General features: G+C 68.2%; 15 protein-coding genes. 6 read left to right on the top strand and 9 right to left on the bottom strand.

Annotated features, from left to right (window positions below; translation table 11 throughout):
* Nucleotides 1–72 precede the first annotated feature (72 nt).
* The gene (locus tag K2Y56_RS09350) at nt 73–645 is read left to right on the top strand and encodes a fasciclin domain-containing protein (RefSeq protein WP_292507101.1); all 573 of its coding nucleotides are present in this window, start codon (nt 73–75) and stop codon (nt 643–645) included.
* Nucleotides 646–782: 137 nt separating this feature from the next.
* Here the strand turns inward: K2Y56_RS09350 and hflX are convergent, their stop codons facing one another.
* From hflX to K2Y56_RS09370, 4 genes are all read right to left on the bottom strand, one after another.
* A complete protein-coding gene (hflX, locus tag K2Y56_RS09355) occupies nt 783–2,183 on the bottom strand; it encodes a GTPase HflX (protein ID WP_292507102.1) in 1,401 nt (466 codons plus the stop codon).
* Between the two features lie 160 nt (nt 2,184–2,343).
* Nucleotides 2,344–2,598, bottom strand: a complete 255-nt coding sequence (gene hfq / locus K2Y56_RS09360) for an RNA chaperone Hfq (RefSeq protein WP_292507103.1) — start codon at nt 2,596–2,598, stop codon at nt 2,344–2,346.
* 182 nt (nt 2,599–2,780) lie between these two features.
* Entirely contained in the window at nt 2,781–4,151 is a 1,371-nt protein-coding gene (locus K2Y56_RS09365) for a sigma-54 dependent transcriptional regulator (protein WP_292507104.1), read from the bottom strand.
* Nucleotides 4,148–6,496 carry a PAS domain-containing sensor histidine kinase gene (locus K2Y56_RS09370; RefSeq protein ID WP_292507105.1) on the bottom strand — a complete coding sequence of 783 codons (2,349 nt, stop codon included), beginning with the start codon at nt 6,494–6,496 and terminating at the stop codon, nt 4,148–4,150. The genes K2Y56_RS09365 and K2Y56_RS09370 overlap by 4 nt, the downstream gene beginning before the upstream one ends.
* Before the next feature lie 262 nt (nt 6,497–6,758).
* Here K2Y56_RS09370 and K2Y56_RS09375 point away from each other — a divergent pair, with 262 nt between their 5' ends.
* Together K2Y56_RS09375 and K2Y56_RS09380 are read left to right on the top strand one after the other, a co-directional pair.
* On the top strand, nt 6,759–8,357 hold the full coding sequence (locus K2Y56_RS09375) for a gamma-glutamyltransferase family protein (protein WP_292507106.1): 1,599 nt from the start codon (nt 6,759–6,761) through the stop codon (nt 8,355–8,357).
* An 11-nt stretch (nt 8,358–8,368) separates the two neighbouring features.
* Nucleotides 8,369–9,238, top strand: a complete 870-nt coding sequence (locus K2Y56_RS09380) for a class I SAM-dependent methyltransferase (protein ID WP_292507107.1) — start codon at nt 8,369–8,371, stop codon at nt 9,236–9,238.
* A 623-nt stretch (nt 9,239–9,861) separates the two neighbouring features.
* Here K2Y56_RS09380 and K2Y56_RS09385 read toward each other — a convergent pair.
* Complete coding sequence (locus tag K2Y56_RS09385) at nt 9,862–10,545, bottom strand: type 1 glutamine amidotransferase domain-containing protein (protein ID WP_292507108.1); 684 nt, start codon at nt 10,543–10,545, stop codon at nt 9,862–9,864.
* A 137-nt stretch (nt 10,546–10,682) separates the two neighbouring features.
* On the opposite strand from K2Y56_RS09385, the gene K2Y56_RS09390 reads away from it, so the two are divergent.
* The gene (locus K2Y56_RS09390) at nt 10,683–11,594 is read left to right on the top strand and encodes a LysR substrate-binding domain-containing protein (protein WP_292507109.1); all 912 of its coding nucleotides are present in this window, start codon (nt 10,683–10,685) and stop codon (nt 11,592–11,594) included.
* 91 nt (nt 11,595–11,685) lie between these two features.
* On the opposite strand, the gene K2Y56_RS09395 is transcribed toward K2Y56_RS09390, so the two are convergent.
* The 4 genes from K2Y56_RS09395 to dusB are packed head-to-tail and all read right to left on the bottom strand — an operon-like array spanning nt 11,686 to nt 15,730.
* The gene (locus tag K2Y56_RS09395; RefSeq protein ID WP_292507110.1) at nt 11,686–11,940 is read right to left on the bottom strand and encodes a BrnA antitoxin family protein; all 255 of its coding nucleotides are present in this window, start codon (nt 11,938–11,940) and stop codon (nt 11,686–11,688) included.
* Nucleotides 11,941–11,996: 56 nt separating this feature from the next.
* Nucleotides 11,997–13,460, bottom strand: a complete 1,464-nt coding sequence (gene ntrC, locus K2Y56_RS09400; RefSeq protein WP_292507111.1) for a nitrogen regulation protein NR(I) — start codon at nt 13,458–13,460, stop codon at nt 11,997–11,999.
* Between the two features lie 9 nt (nt 13,461–13,469).
* A complete protein-coding gene (locus K2Y56_RS09405; protein WP_292507112.1) occupies nt 13,470–14,684 on the bottom strand; it encodes an ATP-binding protein in 1,215 nt (404 codons plus the stop codon).
* Nucleotides 14,681–15,730 carry a tRNA dihydrouridine synthase DusB gene (dusB, locus tag K2Y56_RS09410; RefSeq protein ID WP_292507113.1) on the bottom strand — a complete coding sequence of 350 codons (1,050 nt, stop codon included), beginning with the start codon at nt 15,728–15,730 and terminating at the stop codon, nt 14,681–14,683. The genes K2Y56_RS09405 and dusB overlap by 4 nt, the downstream gene beginning before the upstream one ends.
* Before the next feature lie 112 nt (nt 15,731–15,842).
* Between dusB and K2Y56_RS09415 the strand changes: the two genes are divergently transcribed.
* Together K2Y56_RS09415 and K2Y56_RS09420 are read left to right on the top strand one after the other, a co-directional pair.
* Entirely contained in the window at nt 15,843–17,096 is a 1,254-nt protein-coding gene (locus K2Y56_RS09415) for a bifunctional 2-C-methyl-D-erythritol 4-phosphate cytidylyltransferase/2-C-methyl-D-erythritol 2,4-cyclodiphosphate synthase (protein ID WP_292507114.1), read from the top strand.
* On the top strand, nt 17,093–17,593 hold the full coding sequence (locus tag K2Y56_RS09420; protein ID WP_292507115.1) for a CinA family protein: 501 nt from the start codon (nt 17,093–17,095) through the stop codon (nt 17,591–17,593). The genes K2Y56_RS09415 and K2Y56_RS09420 overlap by 4 nt, the downstream gene beginning before the upstream one ends.
* Nucleotides 17,594–17,601 lie beyond the last annotated feature (8 nt).

Here is a 17,601-nt window from a genome sequence, read left to right on the forward strand (position 1 = left end):
ACTTTCCTCCGAGCCCCGCCGTAGAGCAGCCCATCGCCCCAAATTGGGGTCGAACACGAGGATATGTTCACGATGACCAATGCACGCCGTTCTTGGACGTCAACTGCTGCCGCTGCCGCCCTCGCCTTCTCCTTCGGTGCCGCCCTTCCGGTCGCCGCACTCGCCAAGAATCCGATGGTCGGCGGCGCGCCGATGTACGCTTCGAAGACTATCGTCGAGAACGCGGTCAACTCGAAAGATCACACCACGCTCGTCGCCGCCGTAAAGGCGGCCGGCCTGGTCGAGACGCTTTCTGGCCCCGGTCCCTTCACCGTGTTCGCGCCGACCAACGCCGCCTTCGCGAAGCTCCCGCCCGGCACGGTCGATACGCTGGTCAAGCCGGAGAACAAAGGTACTCTGACCTCTATCCTGACCTACCACGTGGTGCCCGGCACCTACACTGCCAAGGACCTGATGGCCGAGGTCAAGAAGGGTAACGGCGAGGCCCTGCTCAAGACCGCCAATGGCGGCCAGCTTCTGGTGACGTCGAAGGGCAAGAAGGTTTTCGTGACCGATGCCAAGGGCAACACCGCGACGGTGACCACCGCCAACGTGATGCAGTCGAACGGTGTCATCCACGTGGTCAACGGCGTCCTGCAGCCCTGATCACCATAATCTAAACCGCGGATATCCTGCAGACCCGATATCCGCACCACCGGTGCTCAGGTCGTAACTACGCGACTTGAGCACTTTCGATTCGGATTAGCGGCGAGCTTGGGCTGTGCGGAGAGACCTAGCAATTTCTAGCCCGCACGACTCAGCCGCTTGGCGCCGTCGAACCTGTTGAGAAAGCGCGGCTCCTTCTCGGGAGCGACCCGGATGGCGAGGTGGATGGTTCCGCCCTCCTCCTCCCGGCGGTCGAGAACCTCCGCGTTCTCGTAGAGCCAGTGAAGAGCACCGCCATCCTCGGGAGGTAGCGTTACCGCGAAGGTCGAGCGACGACGGGCGATCCGGGCCTCGATCCGGCCGGTCAGCGCGGCGAGCCCCTCACCCGTCAGAGCCGAGACCAGCACGGGAGCGTCGCTATCTCGATCGCTGCGGCCCGTGCCGCTGAGATTGAGCAGCCGCGTGCGCTCGTCGGCATCGAGCAGATCCGCCTTGTTCCAGACCTCGATGATCCGGTCGGCATGCGATTCGATGCCGAGCTCGCGCAGGACTCCCCCCACATCCTCGGCCTGCGCTTCCGTGTCGCCATGCGAGATGTCACGCACGTGCAGGAGGATGTCGGCCTCGATCACGTCCTCCAGGGTCGCCCGGAAGGCAGCGATCAGCGAGGTCGGAAGATCCGAGATGAAACCGACGGTATCGGACAGGATCACCGTCTCGCCATGCGGGAGCTTCGTCGCCCGGGCCGTTGGGTCGAGGGTGGCGAAAAGCATGTCCTCCGCCTTCACCGTCGCGTTGGTGAGGGTATTGAACAGGGTCGACTTGCCGGCATTCGTGTACCCAACAAGTGCCACGATCGGGTAGGGCACGCGGGCGCGGCTCTCGCGATGCAGGCCGCGTGTGCGCGTGACGCTGTCGAGGTCGCGCTCGATCCGGGTCATCCGCTCCTGGATCATGCGGCGGTCGGCCTCGATCTGGGTCTCTCCCGGGCCGCCAAGAAAGCCGAAGCCGCCGCGCTGCCGCTCGAGGTGGGTCCAGGACCGCACGAGTCGGCTCTTCTGATAAGCGAGATGGGCATGCTCCACTTGGAGCCGCCCCTCGCGGGTCGAAGCGCGACGCCCGAAGATCTCGAGGATCAATCCGGTGCGATCGATGACCTTGGCGCCCCATTCCTTTTCGAGATTACGCTGCTGCACCGGCGACAGCGCGCAATCCATGACGACAAGCCCGATCTCCCGGGCTTTGATCACGCCGGCCAGCTCCTCGACTCGGCCCTTGCCGAGATAGGTTGCCGGCCTGATGCGCGGCAGGGCGATGCTGATCGCCTCGACGACATCGAGCTCGATAGCGGCAGCGAGGCCCACCGCTTCGTCGAGCCGCGCATCCGTGGCCCGAGACGCGTCACTCCGGCTGCCGCTCGAAGCCGCCCGTGCAAGGTAGGGTCCCACCACGAGAGTATGGGTCGCGGCGGCGATCTCGCCTTCGGGAGCCGCCATCGCCTGGAGCCGTGCCTCGCCCGGCGTCAATATCTCTGTCATCGAGTCTTCGCGAACCTCGTCCTGCCTCAAGAGACAATGGGCCTTTACCGGCCACAGACAAGGGTTGGAGAACGACACGCGCGCACAGAGGACTCAACGGCCATCATCGCCCTGCGTCAGAGTTCGGAAGGCGACGAACCGGTATTGGCTTTATCAGCCTTCACGCCTTCTCGGGAGCAACCTCGTCCGGCTCGAACAGTTGAACGGGATGCCCGGGCATGATCGTCGAGATCGCGTGCTTATAGACGAGCTGCGAATGGCCGTCTCGGCGCAGGAGCACGCAGAAATTATCGAACCATGTCACCACGCCCTGCAGCTTGACGCCGTTGACGAGGAAGATGGTGAGCGGAATCTTGTTCTTGCGGACGTGGTTGAGAAACGTGTCCTGCAGGTTCTGAGAGCGTTCAGCCGCCATTTTTCTTGTCCTTGTTTAACCATGCAGCCCGCCGCCTGGGACGGGTTCTCTTCAATCGGGACCGCCGCGAGTCGCCCCCACGACTTTACGACAGTATCGGCAGGCGTTGCTATTACACGTGCAATGCTGGCGCGATGCAAGAGGAGGATGAGCCGATCCGAAGGGATCGGTCCCCTGCCTCATCACGAGCCGATGCCGAGGGACTTCAGCTTGCGATGGAGAGCGGACCGCTCCATGCCGATGAATTCGGCGGTGCGCGAGATGTTGCCCGAGAACCGCGCGATCTGGGCGATGAGGTACTCGCGTTCGAAGATCTCGCGCGCTTCCCGCAGAGCGAGGCTCATCAGTTTCTCACCCCCGGCTCCATTCGGCGTCGTCGGCACCAGGGCGCCGATTTCGGTCGGCAGCATCTCCGAGCTGACCTCCTGATCCGGGTCGGTATGGGTGAGGATCATCAGGCGTTCGACGTTGTTGCGCAATTGGCGGACGTTGCCGGGCCAGTCATGCGATTGCAGGACCGCCATCGCATCCTCGGCGATGCGGCGGCGCGGCAGGCCGGTTGCGCCGGAGATCTGATCCATGAAGAACGAGATCAGTTCCGGTACGTCCTCGCGGCGCTCGGATAGCGAGGGAACGCGGATCGGCACGACCGAGAGCCGGTGGAACAGGTCTTCGCGGAAGCGGCCCGATGCGATCTCCTCGGCGAGATCGCGCGAGGAGGACGAGATGATGCGCACGTCCACATGCACCCGCGTGGTGCCGCCGACGCGCTGAAAGTTCTGGTCCACCAGGACCCGCAGGATCCGGTTCTGGGTCTCGCGCGGCATGTCGGCGACTTCGTCGATGTAGAGCGAGCCGCCATGGGCCTCTTCGAGGGCGCCGACGCGCCGCACGCGGCCCTCCCCGGCTTCGACGCCGAAAAGCTCCGCTTCCATCGTCTCCGGCGTGATCGTGGCGGCGTTGATGACGACGAACGGGCCGTTCGCGCGGCTCGACGCGGCATGGAGCGTTCGCGCCGAGAGCTCCTTGCCGGAGCCGGGTGCCCCGAGGATCATGACGCGGGCATTGGTCGGGGCGACGCGGTCGACGGTCTGGCGGAGCTGGTTCACCGCCACCGATCCGCCGACCATCCGGCTCGCTTGGCCCGAGCGGGTCTTGAGGTCCCGCACCTCGCGCCGGAGCCGGGAGGTCTCGAGCGCCCGCTCGGCGACGAGGATCAGCCTGTCGGCCTTGAACGGCTTCTCGATGAAGTCGTAGGCGCCCGCCTTGATCGCCGCCACGGCGGTCTCGATGTTGCCGTGGCCCGAGATCATCACGACCGGCAGGTCGGGATGGCCGGCCTTGATCTGGTCGAGCACCTGCAGTCCGTCGAGGCGCGAGCCCTGCAGCCAGATGTCGAGGAAGACGAGGTGGGGCCGTCGCGATTCAATGGCGGCCAGTGCCTCGTCGGAGCCGCCGGCGGTGCGGGTGCGGTGGCCTTCGTCGTCGAGGATGCCGGCGACGAGGTCGCGGATGTCGGCCTCGTCGTCGACGATCAGGATGTCGGCGCTCATGTCAGGATCTCCGCGATTTCGGGGCCCGTCCGTGCGGCGCCCTTCTCATCCGTTGCGGCGGCGTGGCGCCCCCGCGTCTCATCGATGGTCTCGGCGGGTGCGATTTCGCGCGGGATGCGCATGCGCACCTGCCCGCCGCGCCCCGCCGGATTGTCGTTCAGCTCAATCCCGCCGCCATGCTCTTCCAGCACCTTGCTCACGATGGCGAGGCCAAGCCCGGTGCCGCCCTCGCGGGTCGTCATATAGGGCTCGAGGAGGCGCTGGCGTCCCTCGGCAGGGAAGCCTTTCCCGGTGTCTGTGACCTCGATCACCGCGAATCCGTCTTCTTCGACGAGGGCGACGTCGACACGCCCCTGACCGCGCTCGGCCTCGGGTACCGCCATCACCGCCTCGACGGCGTTCTTGAGGATGTTGGTGATGGCCTGCGACAGGAGCCTGATGTCGAAGGCGGCGGTGAGCGGCTGGCTGCCCTCCTCCTCGCCCTTGAAGCCGAAGGCGATGTCGGGGTGGGCCACTCGCATCATGAAGAGGTTCTGGCGCGCGATCTCGCCGAGGTCGTTCCGGGCGATGGCGGGCTTGGGCATGCGCGCGAAGGACGAGAACTCGTCGACCATCCGCTTGATCTCGTCGACCTGGCGCACGATCGTCGCGGTGCACTGATCGAAGACGTCGCGATCCTCGACGATCACCTTGCCGTATTTGCGCCGGATCCGCTCCGCCGAGAGCTGGATCGGGGTCAGCGGGTTCTTGATCTCGTGGGCGATGCGACGGGCGACATCCGCCCAGGCCGAGGTGCGCTGGGCCGAGACGAGATCGGTGATGTCGTCGAGGGTCACGACGAAGCCGCGCGCACCGCCTTGCGCCTGTTCGCTCGTGACCCGCACCGTCACCGTGCGCTCGCGCCCGTCGCGGGTCAGCTGGATCTGCTGCTGAAGGGCGCGCTGGCGGCCCTCCACGCCGTCCGGGAACAGGCTCTGCAGCTCTGGAACGACCTGCGTCAGGGACTGCCCGATGATGGCCTCGGCCTTGACACCGAGGGTGCGCTCCACGGCCGGGTTCGCGATCGTCACGAGTCCGGCCGCATCGACCCCGATGACGCCGGGCGAGACGCCCGAGAGCACCGCTTCCGTGAAGCGGCGCCGGCGGTCGATGAGATCGCTCGCCGCCATCAGGCCATCGTGCTGGCGGCGCAGCTCCTGCGTCATCTTGTTGAAGCTCTCGCCGAGATGGGCGAGGTCGCCATCGGTCTTCTTGGCCGGCACCTGCGCGTAGAAATTCCCCGACGCGACCTGGTCGGCGGCATTGATGAGCCGCCGGATCGGCGCCACGAAGCGGTTCGCGAAATTGAGCCCGAACCACACCGCCGAGAGAAGCGCGATGAGCGCGATCAGCACGAAGACCGAGGCGAAAGTGATCTGGATCGATCGCTTGAGGGAATCGTAGGTGAGGTACTCGGCCGCCGCTGCCCGCGACACGCCGGGGAACTCGATGGCGAGCTGGCTGACCTCGCGCTGTACCAGGAGCACGGCCCCGTCATAGGCGGGCATCCGCAGGAGCGCGGCGAAAACGCGGCCCTCGCTCGGCACGAGGCAGATCGGGTCACTTGATTTCGCCGCCTCCTCGAAGGCGGCGGCGGAGGGCAGGCGCCGCTCCTTGATGATGTCGATCTTGGCCCTCGCCACCACTTCGGTGGGGCCGCGCATGATCTCGGCGACCGGCAGTCCGAGCGCCGTCGCCCGGGTCGTCAGAAAAGTCTGGAACCACTCGCGGTTCACGTCGAAATTCGGTCGTGCCCGGGTGAGGTCGTCTGTGAGGATGCGGATCTCCCGTGCCAAGCTCTGGCACTGGTTCTCCTGGTAGGCGTCGGCGACCTCGACCGATTTCAGGACCACGTCGCGGACGCGGTCGGTGAAGCCGAGGGACAGTCCACGATCGATCGTCACGGCCGCCACCACCGCCAGAAGTACGGTCGGGAGGATCGCGATGAGGCTGAACAGCCCGACGATGCGGGTGTGAAGCCGCGCCACCGCCGCGTTCGCCTTGCGGGCGTGGAAGAAGACCCGCGCCTCCCACACGATGATGACGACGAGGCCGAGCACCAGGGCGACGTTGATGCCGAGAAGGGTGACGCCGACCGTGGGCGTGGGGGTCACGCGGATCACGCCCGCCAGGATCAGGAAGGTCGCAATGGCCGAGACCAAAGCCGTGGCGACGACGATCGCACCGATCCAGCCCGGCCCGCGCGGTGGGGCCTTGATCGCCGGAGCCTGCTCGGCGGCCGAACCCGCCCCCTCGCTGGAAGGCTCCGTCGGCTCGGACCGCCTGGTTTTTCGAAGCCACGCCATCCCTGATGCGTCGCCACAACAGTGTGGCGAAATTAATACGAATCAAGGTGCCGGACCGCGAAGGTCATGGGAATGGAATTCCAGCATCTGCCGTCAAACCCCACTGAATCATGCCGAAACCCGCTTCTTCGAATGGGGGGCGGTATCGGCCATAACGGACATGTGACCTGCGAGGCGCTCGATCGTGCGCCAACCTTTGCAAGGCCGAAGCGCGCCCGCTAGCGTGGCGATAATTCAAGCTGTCGATCGTCATTGGAATTCCATGCCCGATACACCCGTCTACGCCTCCGCCGCCGTCGCCGCTCCGCACCACCTCGCGGCCAAGGCTGGCCAATCGATCCTGGCGCAGGGCGGGAACGCCATCGAGGCGATGGCGGCGATGGCGGCGACGATCGCGGTGGTCTACCCGCACATGAACGGGATCGGCGGCGACGGCTTCTGGCTGGTGCGTGAGCCCGGCGGCCGGGTGCGAGGCATCGAGGCCTGCGGCCCGGCGGGCTCCCTCGCCACGATTCCGCGCTATCGCGAGATGGGCCACGAGATCATCCCCTCGCGCGGGCCCGATGCCGCCGTGACCGTGGCCGGGGCCATCGGCGGCTGGCGCCTCGCCCTCGATCTCGCGACGGCACTGGGCGGCCGGCTCCCGCTGCCCGCGCTCCTCGCCGATGCGATCCGCCATGCCCGCGATGGTGTCGAGGTCTCGCCCTCCGAGGCGCGCTACGTCCCCAAGGAGCTCGATACCCTCCACGACCAGCCGGGTTTCGCCGACGCCTTCCTCGATGCCGGCAAGCCCTGCGCGGCTGGCGTCCTGCGCCGCCTGCCGGCTCTGGCCGCGACCCTCGACCAGCTCGCCCATGCCGGGCTCGACGACTTCTACCAGGGCGACATCGCCCGCGAGATCGCCGCCGACCTCGACCGGCTCGGCGCGCCGGTGACGCGGGCCGACCTGAAATCCTATGCGGCCCGCGAGCGCGCGCCGCTCATCCTGCGCCGGCGGGATGCGGTGCTCTACAACTTTCCGCCGCCGACCCAGGGGCTCGCCGCGCTCATCATCCTCGGCCTGTTCGACCGGCTCAAGATCGACCGGGCCGAGACCACGGCTCACTACCACGGGCTGATCGAGGCGACGAAGCGGGCCTTTGCCGTACGCGACCGTTTCGTCACCGATTTCGACCGGCTCGACGGCGACCCGTCGCGCTTCCTCGATGCCGGCTTCCTCGACCGGGAGGCGGCCCGGATCGACATGGGCCGCGCGGCGAGCGTTCCCCTGCGCAATCCCGGCGAGGGCGACACCGTCTGGATGGGCGCCATCGACCACAATGGACTCGCCGTCTCCTACATCCAGTCGATCTACTGGGAATACGGCTCCGGGGTGGTGCTGCCCAGGACCGGCATCCACTGGCAGAATCGCGGCACCTCGTTCTCCCTCGACCCGAAGGCCGTGAACCCGCTGGAGCCGGGCCGGCGCCCCTTCCACACCCTGATCCCTGCCCTCGCCGCCTTCGACGACGGCCGTGTGATGTCCTACGGCAGCATGGGCGGCGACGGGCAGCCTCAGTTCCAGGCCCAGATCTTCTCCCGCTACGCCGATTACGGAATGGGCGTCGCCGATGCGGTGGACGCCCCCCGCCTCCTCTACGGCCGGACCTGGGGCGCGGAATCGCTCAGCGTGAAGGTCGAGGACCGGTTCGATCCGGCCTGCATCGCGGCCTTGCGCTCCATGGGCCACGAGATCGAGGAGCTAGGGGGCGCCTATATCGACTCGCTGGGCCATGCCGGCATGCTGGTGCGCCATTCCGGCAACGGCCGCATCGAGGCGACCCACGATCCGCGCTCGGATGGCGGCGCCGAAGGGCTCTGAGGGAATCGACCATGGCCGAGACCACCACGCAGCGCGAGTACTGGAACGGCGATGCGGGTGAGCGCTGGGCTCGCAACCAGCGCAGCATCGACGCGGTGTTCGCGCCCTTGACCGAGATCCTGTTCACGGGTGCGGCCCTGCGGCCGGACGCTCCTGTCCTCGATGTCGGCTGCGGCGCCGGCGATTGCGCGATCAGGGCGTCCCGCGTTCTCGGCGGCCGCGGCCGAGTGGTCGCCGCAGACGTTTCGGGGCCGCTGCTTGCCGTGGCGCGGGAGCGCGCCGCGCTGGAAGCCCTCGGCGGCGCGCCCATCGGGTTCATCGAGGCGGATGCTCAGACGCACGCCTTCGACAGCGCCGTATTCGAGCATGTCATCTCGCGCTTCGGTGTGATGTTCTTCGACGATTCGGTGGCGGCCTTCGCCAATCTCCGTCGCGCCCTGGTACCGGGCGGGCGCCTGACCTTCCTGTGCTGGCGGCCTTTGGCGGAGAACGCCTGGATCACGGTACCGCGGGCTGTCGTGCTGCCCCTGGTGCCCGAGCCGGAGCCCTCGCCGCCGGACGGGCCGGGCCCGTTCCGCTTCGCCGATCCGGAGGTCATCGGCGGCATCCTCGCGGCGGCGGGTTTCCTCGATATCACCGTGGAGCCGATCGATCGCGACCTGCGTCTCGGCCTCTCGGGCGGGGCGGCCACCGGCGAAGCGGCGGACTCGGCCGCGCGCTTCGTCCTCGAACTCGGGCCGGTCTCGCGCCTCCTCCGCGACCAGGACGACGAGGTCCGCGAGCGGGCACGTACCGCGGTGGCGGCGGATTTCGCGAGACGGGCCGAGGCCGGCGGGGTTCAACTCGGGGCGGCGTGCTGGCTGGTCTCCGCCATGCGGTGACGATCAGGTTCCGCGCGTCGACGCAGAGACGTCCCCGCGCGCTTTTCGGCGCCGGGGGCATGGCCCGGAAGACAGGGGGACGCGGGACGCCGCGGAACCCGGTGTCGATGTCAGCGCCGAAGGAGGTGGGCTCCCCGGCGTCCCGCGGTCGATAGCCCCGTCGCCGGGACGCCCGACCGATTTGTCGTCGCGATCTCTTTTCGCCCGTGTCCGGCCTCGACTTCTACGGCGGTGATCCGGATCTGAGCCGGTCCGTATGCGGCAGGGCGCCCGCGCCCTGCGCCTGCGCCTCCTAGTGGGCGCCTGGCATCGGTTTCTCCTTGGGGCCGCGCGGACAAGGACCATCTCCTGCCGCGTGACCTTGCGCCGGATGACGGCGCCCGGGGCGGCGGCCGACCGAGCCACCGACGCAGGAACCGCCCCGCCCCCCGAAACCCCGCCCTGGTCAGAGACGAGGCTCCCTGTCGAGACATCCCAAGGGATGCCGGGAGCGGATGGCGGGGTTGTAGGTGGGAATGAACCCACGTGTCAAGCTTTTTTTCCTATCCCTGTGCGTTGCGTCGTGTTCAGGGCGCCGACCCCCGATGGTGCGTCCCACTCGAAGGACGGCCGGCGCCCTTGCCTCAGCGGTTTGCGAGTTGTTCCACGAGGCGCGTGGCGGTCGGTCCGGACGAGGCTGGGTTCTGACCCGTGATGAGGAGGCCGTCGCTCAACACGTAAGGCTCGAAGTCTCCTGCCTTCGAGAAATGGCCGCCGTTCCGCTTGAGTTCGTCCTCGACCAGGAAGGGCACCACCTCTGTCAGGCCCACGGCCTCCTCCTCGGTGTTCGTGAAGCCGGTGACCTTCCGGCCCTCGACGAGCGGCTTGCCGTCCGGTGCCTTCGCACGGCGCAGCACGCCGGGTGCGTGACAGACGAGGGCAACGGGCTTGCCCGCTCCAAGCGTCGCCTCGATCAGGCGGATCGAGATCCGGTCTTCGGCGAGGTCCCAGAGCGGACCATGACCGCCGGGATAGAAGACGGCGTCGTAATCGCCAGGATCGACGGCATCGAGCCGAGCCGTGTTCGACAGCAGGGACGTCGCCTCCTCATCGGCTTCGAAGCGGCGGGTCTCGTCCGTCTGTGAGCCCGGCTCGTTGCTCTTGGGGTCGAGCGGTGGCTGACCTCCCTGGGGCGATGCCAGGACGATCTCCGCCCCGGCATCCTTGAACACGTAGTAGGGGGCGGCCAGTTCCTCCAGCCAGAAGCCGGTCTTACGACCTGTGTTTCCGAGCGTGTCGTGCGAGGTCAGTACCATCAGGATCTTCATTGTCGCTGTTCCTCATCAGGGGGTCCGAAAAGGCCGGCGTGCTGCGCGTCTCTTCGGTTGAACCCACCATATGGCCGCTCGACATATACAAGAAATTTATCTATCGAATTTCAGATATGCGTTCAGCAGCATAACCCGTGCGGTACGACCTCAACCTGCTGCCGATCTTCACCGCCCTCATGGAAGAGCGCAGCGTCACCCGCGCGGCCGAGCGCTTGGGAATGACGCAGCCGGCGCTCTCGAACGCCCTGGCGCGGCTGCGGACGACGATGCAGGACCAGTTGTTCATCCGCACGCGCTACGGGATCCAGCCCACGCCGATCGCGCTCGAACTCGCGCCGGTGGTCGCCGATGCGCTGGCGAGGATCGACGATGCGGTGCTCGGTCAGCAGGGCTTCGACCCCGCCGCGGCCGAGCGGCTGCTGACCATCGCGCCGAACGGTTACGCGGAGTTCGTCCTCGCTCCGGCCATCGTCGCCAGGCTCGGCGAGGTCGCTCCCGGCATCCAGCTTCGCCTCACGCCCTACGGCAACGACCTGGTCGAGACCGGAATCGTATCCGGCACGACCGCATTGGTTCTGGGTCGTGTCATCGACCCGCCGGACAATCTCGTCGTCCAGCATCTGATGGATGATGGCTTCGCCTGCGTGGTGCGGGCGCACCACCCAACGATCGGCGATACTCTCTCGCGGAAGCAGTTCGAGCAACTGAAGCACGTGAACGTGCTGCCGCCCGGCCGGCTGCGCGCCGGTCTGTTCGAGGCCCTGGATCGGCAGGAACTCCGGCGTGACGTCGCGGTGTCCGTCAGCAGTTTCCTGGCGGTGCCAGAGGTGATCGCCGTCACCGATTATTGCGCGACGCTGCCGCGCCTGATCTGCCGGCGCCTTGCGAACGACCCGCGCCTGAGGGTCGTGCCGGCACCGGTCGATCTGGGGACCTTCCCCGTCGAGATGGCATGGCATGTCCGCTATCGCCACGATCCAGCCCATCGTTGGCTGCGGGCTCTCATCGCCGACGTCGCGAAGAATTCTTCAATGGCGCATTCCTGATCTCATGGCGTGGGACCGATCTTCGGCTCTCTGGATGGGCTGCCGCGGCTCTATTTCCCTCGTCCAGGCATATGCTCTCGCAGGACCTCGTTCAGCGCGTCCGCCATCCCTCGCCTTCGCGCCGATAGGCCTCCAGCATTTCGACATCGAGGCGCAGGGTCTGGTTCACCTTCCGGTCCGGCTCGCGGGACCGGCTTGGCCGTCGGCGCGACGTCTCGGCCGCGTCCGTTCCGAACACGGACTCGATCACGGCGAGCGCCGATCCTGGCTTGCCCACCTCGTCCCGCGCCCATTCGGGAGCCTCGTCGTCCGGCCGGGACGCGACGTCATCCTCGATGCTGCTCATCTCGTTTCATAGCATTGTCGAGTGATCGGCTTAGATCTGCCGAGGCTCGCTCTTTCTCACCGCGCCGTGCGGAACACCTGAAGGTCCAGGTCCCGCACCTTCTTGCGCAGGGTGTTGCGGTTCACCCCCAACAGTTCCGCCGCGCGGATCTGGTTGCCGCGCGTTGCCGCAAGCGCCGCGCCGATCAGCGGGCCTTCGATCTCGCGCAGGATGCGGTGATAGAGACCGGGCGGGGGGAGCGTGTCGCGGTAGCCGCTGAAATAGTCGGCGAGATGCCGCTCGACGGCGCCCGAGAGGGTCTCGTTCTCGCCGGATGCCTGGCGGCGGCCGTTGGTGCCGGCCGGGGCGCTCTGGGCGAGCGGCAACGTATCGAGCTCGGCTTCGATCACCGGGCCCGTGATGGTCTCCTGCGGGTAGAGGGCCGCGAGGCGCCGGACAAGGTTCTCGAGCTCGCGCACGTTGCCCGGCCAGCGATAGCGCTTGAGCTTCTCCATCGCTTCGCCGTCGAGCTGCTTGCGGCTGAGGCCCTCCTTCTCGACGAGGACGAAGAAGTGGCGGATGAGGTCGGGCACGTCCTCGGAACGCTCGCGCAGGGCCGGCAGGCGCAGTGGCACCACGTTGAGGCGGAAGAACAGGTCCTCGCGAAAGATCCCCTGCTGGATCGAGATGCGCAGGTCCTTGTTGGTGGCCGCGATGATGCGGACATTGGTCTTGATCGGCACCCGGCCGCCCACCGTGGTGTATTCGCCCTGTTGCAGCACGCGCAGGAGGCGGGTCTGCGCCTCCATCGGCATGTCGCCGATCTCGTCGAGGAAGAGCGTGCCGCCCTCGGCCTGCTCGAAGCGGCCGGCTGAGCGGGCGAGCGCGCCGGTGAAGGAGCCCTTCTCATGGCCGAAGAGCTCGGATTCGATGAGGTCGCGCGGGATGGCCGCCATGTTGACGGGCACGAACGGGCCGGTGCGGCGACGGCCGTAATCGTGGAGCGCGCGCGCCACCAGCTCCTTGCCGGTGCCGGATTCGCCGGTGATCATCACGGTGAGGTCGGTGGGCATCAGACGGGCAAGTGCCCGGTAGATCTCCTGCATGGCCGGCGAGCGGCCCACCAGCGGAATGTCCTCGTTGCCCGGCTCCGCCCCCGCTGCGGGCGTGCCGCGGGGGCGAGAGAGCGCGCGCCCGACGATGGCGATGAGCTCCTTCAGGTCGAAGGGTTTGGGCAGGTACTCGTATGCGCCGCGCTCCGAGGCGCGGATCGCGGTCATGAAGGTGTTCTGCGCGCTCATGACGATGATCGGCAATTCGGGCCGCACCCGCTTGATGCGGGGCAGCAGGTCGAACACGTTCTCGTCCGGCATCATCACGTCGGTGATGACGAGGTCGCCCTCCCCTTGCGCGACCCAGCGCCAGAGGGTGGCGCAGTTGCCGGTCGATCGCACCTCGTAGCCGGCCCTGGACAGGGCCTGGTTGAGGACGGTGCGGATGGCGGCGTCATCGTCCGCGACGATGATGTGGCGGTTGTGCATGACGCGGCTCTACGGGTTCCAGGAATCCGGGGAGGACTCACGCCCGTCGCGGGCGCTCGACATGGGAAGCAGGAGACGGAAGGTGGTCCGTCGAGGCGCGGGGTCGCACTCGACGATGCCGCCATGGTCGCCGATGATCTTGGCGACGAGTGCAAGTCCGAGGCCGTTTCCCTGCGCCTTGGTGGTGACGAAGGGATCGAACAGGTCGGGCAGCAGGTCGGCGCTGACGCCGGGGCCGTTGTCGCTCACCGACACCTCGATCGGCAGGCTCACCCGCTCGCGCGAGCCCGGCACCTGCAGGCGCAGTCCCGTGCGGAAGGCGGTGGAGAGGGTGATCTCGCCGTCGACCGCGTCGGCCCCGATCGCCTCCGCGGCGTTCTTCACGAGGTTGAGGATGACCTGGATGAGCTGGTCGCGGTTGCTGAGGACCGGCGGCAGCGACGGATCGTAGGTCTCGACGAAGCGGATGTGCCGCGCGAAACCGGACTGCGCCGAGCGCTTCACCTGGTCGAGCACGCCGTGGACGTTGACCGCGCTGCGCTCCACGGGGCGCTCGTCGCCGAACAGCTCCATCCGCTCGACGATGCGCACGATCCGGTCGGATTCGTCGCAGATGAGGCGGGTAAGCAGCCGGTCCTCCTCGCCCGCCGATTGTTCGAGGAGCTGGGCGGCGCCGCGGATGCCGGCGAGCGGGTTCTTGATCTCGTGGGCCAGCATCGCGCCGAGGGCGATCATCGAGCGGGCCGCGCCCCGGTGGGTGAGCTGCCGGTTCATCTTGTCCGCGATGGTGCGCTCCTGGAGCATCAGCACCACGGCCTCGCCGTCGTCGCCCAGCGGCGTCGCGAAAACGTCGACGCTGCGCTCCTGGCCCGAACGCGGCTGCACCAGCTCGACGCCATATTCGCTGACGCTGGCGCGGCGGCGGCGGACATCGGCCACGAGCGCGATGACCGGCGAGGCAAAGGGAATGATGTCGCCGAGGCGCTGGCGCTGCATCAGCCGGGCGGAATGGTCGAAGAACAGCTCGGCCGCATGGTTGACGTGCAGGATGCGGTCGTCAGCGCCGATGGTGATCACCGGAAGCGGCAGGGCGTTGATCACCGCCTCGCTGGACGGGCCGGCGGCAGTGGTAAGACCCGCCGGCAGGGCGTAGGCCGAAGCGCGCGGGGGGCTTTCGCCAGCCTGTCCTGTGCCAGGGCGCTTGGGCATGCCGTCGTCGGTCATGCGGCCTCCCCGAGGGACAGGTGCCGACCGGCGAACGCCTTGCGGAGGAGGACCCGCACCTGCGCCGGATCGGTCGAGGTAAGCATCGCGGTCCGTGCCGGCGTGTCGAGGCCGCCGGCGGCGTCGGCATAGGCGGCCAGATGCTTGCGGGCGTGGCGGATACCCATGCGATAGCCGTAGAGCGCCAGCAGGCCGTCGTAATGGTCGAGGGCGATCCTCGCGCGCGCCGCCTCGTCCAGGGTCTGGACGGGGTGCCCTGCGAGCTCCGCCGCCACGGCGCCGACGAGCCAGGGGCGGCCCAGGGCTGCCCGGCCGATCATCACCCCGGCGGCGCCCGATTGTTCGAGGCAGGTCCGGGCGGTGCCCGCATCGACCACGTCGCCATTGGCAATGACGGGAATGCGCACCGACTCGACCACGGACCGGATCGCGCGCCAGTCGGCGACGCCCTTGTAGAATTGCTGCCGCGTGCGGCCGTGGACGGTCACCGCGTCGAGACCGAGGGATTCCGCCCGCCGGGCCAGTTCTGGCGCGTTGAGGTTGTCATGGTCCCAGCCGAGCCGCATCTTTACCGTGACGGGTACCGACACCGCCTCGCGCACCGCAGCGAGGATGCGGGTGGCGCCCTCGATGTCGCGCATCAGCGCCGAGCCGGCCTCGCCGCCGGTCACGGTCTTGGCGGGGCAGCCCATATTGATGTCGACGACATGGGCGCCGGCATCTTCGGCGAGGCGCGCGGCCTGTGCCATGGGTGCCGGCGAGCAGCCGGCGAGCTGGACCACATGCGGATCGATGCCGCCGCCTTCGGCGCGTAGGCGCGATTCTTCGTCGCCTTTCGCGAACTCGGCGGCCGCCACCATCTCGGAGACGACCGCGCTCGCTCCGAGCTTGCGCACAGCCCGGCGGAAGTGCAGATCCGTGATGCCCGAGAGGGGGGCCAGCAGGACCGGCGGCGCGGTTCCACGCCGGCCGGATCCGACGGTCCCGGAACCGTCGCCACCATCCTGCCGGGAGCGTAAAACGCTCAAATAATCATCAGCCCACATTCTGCACAACAAATAGACAAATCGCGCTCCGACGCAAGCGGTGCCGCCGATTTGATTTCGATCCCTCCCCCGCTTACACGACAGGCCCCGCGGGGGCACGGGAGTGAGTGTGATGACGCAGACCGCGCGGGACGCGGCGGCAGTGGTGGTCGCGGCCGGTCGCGGCATCCGTATCGGGGGGGGCACCCCGAAGCAGTATCGCAGGGTGGGCGGCCGCGCTGTCTTGACGCGCACCCTCGCCGCCCTTGCCGCGCATGATGGCATCGACCGGATCCAGCCGGTCATCGCCGCCGACGCTGCCGCGTTCTACCACGAATGCCTCGCCGACCTGGCTCCCGAGACGCGCGCCAGGATCGCCGCGCCAGTGACCGGCGGCGCGACACGGCAGCTCTCGGTCCGTGCGGGCCTCGACGCTCTGGCGCGCAGCGGAGCACCGCGCCTCGTCCTGGTCCACGATGCCGCTCGCCCTTTCGTCGACGCCCCCCTGCTCGACCGTGCGCTCGCCGCCGGGCGCGACCACGGGGCCGCCGTCCCGGGTCTGCCCGTCACCGATACGATCAAGCGGATCGAGTCGATCGGCCCCGGCATCGGACGCGTGACGGAGACACCGCCGCGCGAGACGCTGCGCGCGGTCCAGACGCCGCAGGCCTTCGCCTTCACTCTCCTGCACGAGGCCCATCGCCGGGCGGCGGAGGCCGGCCTCGACGGGTTCACCGACGACGGCGCGCTCGCCGAATGGGCCGGGCTGCAGGTCGTGGTCTTCGAGGGCGATCTGCGCAACGTGAAGATCACCCAGGCCGCCGACCTCGTCGAGGCCGACCGCGCCTTCTCCGACCCCGAAAGTTCCGCCATGACCGCTTATGTCACCCGCCTCGGCACCGGCTTCGACGTCCACGCCTTCACGGAGGGCGACCACGTCTGGCTCGGCGGCGTGAAGATCCCGGCCGATCGCGGCGTGCTCGCCCATTCGGATGGCGACGTCGCCCTCCACGCCCTCACCGACGCGCTTCTCGGCGCCATCGCGGACGGCGATATCGGCACGCATTTTCCGCCGAGCGACGAGCAATGGCGGGGGGCTGCCTCGGATCAGTTCCTGGCGCATGCGGCGTCGCTGGTGCGGGCGCGCGGCGGCAAGATCGACCATCTCGATATCACCGTCCTCGCCGAGGCCCCGCGCATCGGCGCCTATCGGGAAGCGATTCGGGCGCGAATCGCCGAGATCTGCGGCGTCCCGCTGAGCTCCGTCTCGATCAAGGCGACGACCACCGAGAAACTCGGCTTCGTCGGCCGCGCCGAAGGACTCGCCGCCCAGGCCGCCGCCACCATCCGCCTTCCGGACTCCGACCTTGCCGAGGCCGGGGCGTGATCGACGACCCCGACCTGCGCGCCAGCGCCGAAGCCCTCCTCGCCGCCTACGCCGCATCCGGCAAGCGTCTCGCCACCGCCGAATCCTGCACCGGCGGCCTCGTGGCTGCCCTGCTGACGGCAATTCCCGGCTCCTCGGCCGTGGTCGAGCGCGGCTTCGTCACCTACTCGAACGAGGCCAAGACGGAGATGCTCGGTGTACCGCCCGGTCTCCTCGCCGCCCATGGTGCCGTGAGCGAGGCTGTGGCGCGCGCGATGGCGGAAGGCGCGCTCTCCCATTCGAAGGCCGATGTCGCGGTGGCCATCACTGGCATCGCCGGCCCAGGGGGCGGTGGCGGCGAGAAGCCGGTCGGGCTCGTGCATCTCGGGCTGTCTTCGCGCGGCGCTGCCCTGCGGCACCTGGAGCGCCGCTACGGCGATCTCGGGCGCGACATGATCCGACGGCTTGCGGTAGTGGAGGCCCTTGGTCTGCTGAGCGCCGGCCTCGAAGCGTCTTGATCATCCCG

Origin of the sequence: Methylobacterium sp. (assembly GCF_019745455.1) — a bacterium.
Classification (GTDB): Bacteria; Pseudomonadota; Alphaproteobacteria; order Rhizobiales; family Beijerinckiaceae; genus Methylobacterium.